Origin of the sequence: Pseudokineococcus marinus, assembly GCF_013004605.1 — a bacterium.
GTDB lineage: Bacteria > Actinomycetota > Actinomycetes > Actinomycetales > Quadrisphaeraceae > Pseudokineococcus > Pseudokineococcus marinus.
This window is the reverse complement of the sequence record NZ_JABEMA010000364.1, coordinates 1-2,667: the sequence shown is the minus strand read 5'-3', so window position 1 is coordinate 2,667 and position 2,667 is coordinate 1. Positions and strand designations below refer to the sequence as shown.

At 79.1% G+C, this 2,667-nt stretch carries 4 protein-coding genes; 2 read left to right on the top strand and 2 right to left on the bottom strand.

Annotated features, from left to right (window positions below; all coding sequences use genetic code 11):
• Nucleotides 1–551, top strand: a 551-nt coding sequence (locus HLB09_RS15460) for a DUF3093 domain-containing protein (RefSeq protein ID WP_212771197.1), incomplete at its 5' end; no start/stop codon positions are given.
• Nucleotides 552–654: 103 nt separating this feature from the next.
• Here the strand turns inward: HLB09_RS15460 and HLB09_RS15455 are convergent.
• On the bottom strand, nt 655–957 hold the full coding sequence (locus HLB09_RS15455; RefSeq protein ID WP_171204215.1) for a DUF4193 domain-containing protein: 303 nt from the start codon (nt 955–957) through the stop codon (nt 655–657).
• Between the two features lie 495 nt (nt 958–1,452).
• Here HLB09_RS15455 and HLB09_RS15450 point away from each other — a divergent pair, with 495 nt between their 5' ends.
• A complete protein-coding gene (locus HLB09_RS15450; protein ID WP_171204213.1) occupies nt 1,453–1,668 on the top strand; it encodes a hypothetical protein in 216 nt (71 codons plus the stop codon).
• Nucleotides 1,669–1,733: 65 nt separating this feature from the next.
• Here the strand turns inward: HLB09_RS15450 and HLB09_RS15445 are convergent, their stop codons facing one another.
• A complete protein-coding gene (locus HLB09_RS15445; protein ID WP_322790215.1) occupies nt 1,734–2,624 on the bottom strand; it encodes an inositol monophosphatase family protein in 891 nt (296 codons plus the stop codon).
• Between the last annotated feature and the right edge of the window lie 43 nt (nt 2,625–2,667).

Below are 2,667 nucleotides of genomic sequence, written 5' to 3'. Positions count from 1 at the left end.
CCCGAGACGACGCAGGCGCTCCGGACGCGGCGGGCGCGCACGACGACCGCGCCGCGGGCGCCCCGCAGGACGGGACCCGCGAGGCCCTCGGCGGTGGCGAGCTCTTCCGCGAGCGCGTGTGGCCCTCGCTCGGGACGTGGGTGGCGGCCCCCGCCCTGGCCTCCCTGTCCGGCCTCGCCGCGGCGCCCCTGGGCGTCGGCGTGGTCGTCGTGGTCGTCGTCGCCGTGGCGGCCGTCGTCGTCCTGGGGCTCGTCCGCAACAGCCCGGTCGTCGTCGTGACGGACGGCGAGCTGCGCGCCGGCGGCGCCCGGATCCCCCGCTCCGAGCTCGGCGCGGCGACCGGCTACGACGGCGAGGACGCGCGCCGCCAGCGCGGCCCGGTCCTCGACGCGCGGGCGCACCTCGTCATGCGCGGGTGGGCCGACGGCGTCGTCCGCGTCGAGGTCCTCGACCCCGAGGACCCGACGCCCTACTGGCTGGTGTCGACCCACCGCCCGGCCGACCTCGCCCGGGCCCTCCAGCCGGGCACCGGCCGACCGCCCCGCCGCTGACGGACTGGCCCTGGACGACAGGACCACGGACGACGACGGGGGCCGGCACCCGCGGTGCGGGCGCCGGCCCCCGTCGTGGCCGACCTGCGTGCGGTGAGCGGCCTCAGGCCGCGCACTCGGTGCAGACCAGCCGGCTGGGCGTGGACTCGCCCGCCAGCTGGCTGCGGTGGTGCACGAGGAAGCAGGACGAGCACGTGAACTCGTCCGCCTGGCGCGGGAGCACCCGCACCGAGAGCTCCTCGTTGGACAGGTCGGCGCCGGGCAGCTCGAAGCCCTCGGCCGCCTCGGTCTCGTCCTCGTCGACCTTGCCGGAGCTCTGGTCGGCGCGACGGGCCTTCAGCTCCTCGATGGAGTCCTCGTTCAGCTCGTCGTCGGTCTTGCGCGGTGCGTCGTAGTCGGTGGCCATCTCGTGCGTCACGCTCCAGGTCGGTGGTCGTCGGTGCTGGCCCGGAGGGAGCGGGCGCCCCCGCTGCCCCTCGGCCGTCGTGGCGGGCCCGCGCCGCTGCTCGGCGCACGGCCGCGCCGTGGTCGCGCGCGTCGCCGCCCGTCGAGGTCCCCAACGCCCGGAGGTCGTCGAAGATGCCCGCCGCCGGCCACCCGCGCGACGGCGCATTGTGCACCACGGGTGGCCGTCCGGTACTCCGGGTCACGACGCTCGGACGCCGCGCCACCGTGCGCGTCGCCCCGCGGACGACCCCCCGGTGACGGGCGGGTGTCGCACCGGTGGCGGGCGCCTGACGATCCGGCGCCACGCCCTTCGACGCCTCCGCAGCGGGGGACGACGGGCGCGGGCCGTCCCCCGCGGCGTCTACCCTCGGGCCAGCAGCCGGCGGCCGCCGCGCTGCGGGGCGCCAGCCCCCGACCCAGCGCGGGTGCCCCGCGCCGCCCCTCCGGAGGTGTGATGAGCGAGTTCGCGACCAACGTCAACGAGCGCGTGCGAGAGGCGCGCAGCGCGCTCGACAGCGCGCGCGCCGAGGGCGACGAGTACCTCGTCGGCGTGCACACGGGCGAGCTGGAGTCGCTCGCCCGCCTCGCCCAGGAGAACGACGTCGCGCTGCCCGAGGGCGGCTCGGGGAGCGCCGAGGTCGACAGCACCGAGAGCACGACCGCCTCCTGACGCCGCCCCGGCGCCGCGAGGGGCGGCCGCGCCCCCACCGCGGGCGGCGGGGGCGCCGCTCCGCCTCAGGCTCCGGGCGCGGCCGGTGCCTCCTCCTCGCGCAACGGGTCCAGCCCGGCCACGAGGTCCCCGAGCCGGGCGGCCAGGGCCGGGGCGGCGGCCAGGCAGAAGCGCTCGGAGGCGGGCTCGTCCGGCGCCAGGCCCCGGACGACGGCGCCCGCCTCCTGGGCCACGAGGGCGCCCGCCGCGTGGTCCCAGGGCTGCAGGCCCCGTTCGTAGTAGGCGTCCAGCCAGCCGGACCCGACCGAGCAGAGGTCCAGCGAGGCGACACCGCTGCGCCGCACGTCGCGCACGTGCGGCAGCACCCCGGACAGCACGCGGGCCTGCGCCGCCCGCCGCTGGGGGGTGTAGCCGAAGCCGGTGCCCACCAGCGCCTCCCCCAGCGGCACGTCGGCGGGCCCGGCCAGGGGGGCGCCGTCGAGCCGCGCTCCGCCGCCGCGGGTCGCCGTCCACGTGCGGCCGCTCACGGGGTCGTGCACGCACCCCGCGACCGCCGTCCACGTGCGGGGGTCGGGGCGCTCCTCCGGGGCGCCGGCCCCGACGACGGCCGCGACGCTGACGGCGTACCCGGGCAGCCCGTAGAGGTAGTTGACGGTGCCGTCGATGGGGTCGACGACCCACGTGATCCCGCTCGTGCCGCCCGTCGCGCCGCCCTCCTCACCCAGCACGCCGTCGTCCGGGCGCGCGTCCCGCAGCAGGCGGACCAGGAGCTCCTCGCTGGCCGTGTCCATCGCCGTCACCACGTCGGTGGCGCTGGACTTCGTGGCCATCACCTCGAGGCGCTCGGGGCGGCCGCGGTGCACCAGCTCGCCCGCCGCCCGCGCCGCGCGCTCGGCGAGGCCGACGATCCCGGCGAGGTCCTCGGGGCCGGGGAGGGCCACGTCAGCGGGGCTCACGCGCCGGCGCCCGGCGCCGCGCCGGCCTCGAGCAGGGCACGGG

Bases quoted from the DNA above. Each gene is read 5' to 3' on its own strand.
- HLB09_RS15455 (WP_171204215.1), bottom strand. From the start codon at position 957: ATGGCCACCGACTACGACGCACCGCGCAAGACCGACGACGAGCTGAAC.
- HLB09_RS15450 (WP_171204213.1), top strand. From the start codon at position 1,453: ATGAGCGAGTTCGCGACCAACGTCAACGAGCGCGTGCGAGAGGCGCGC.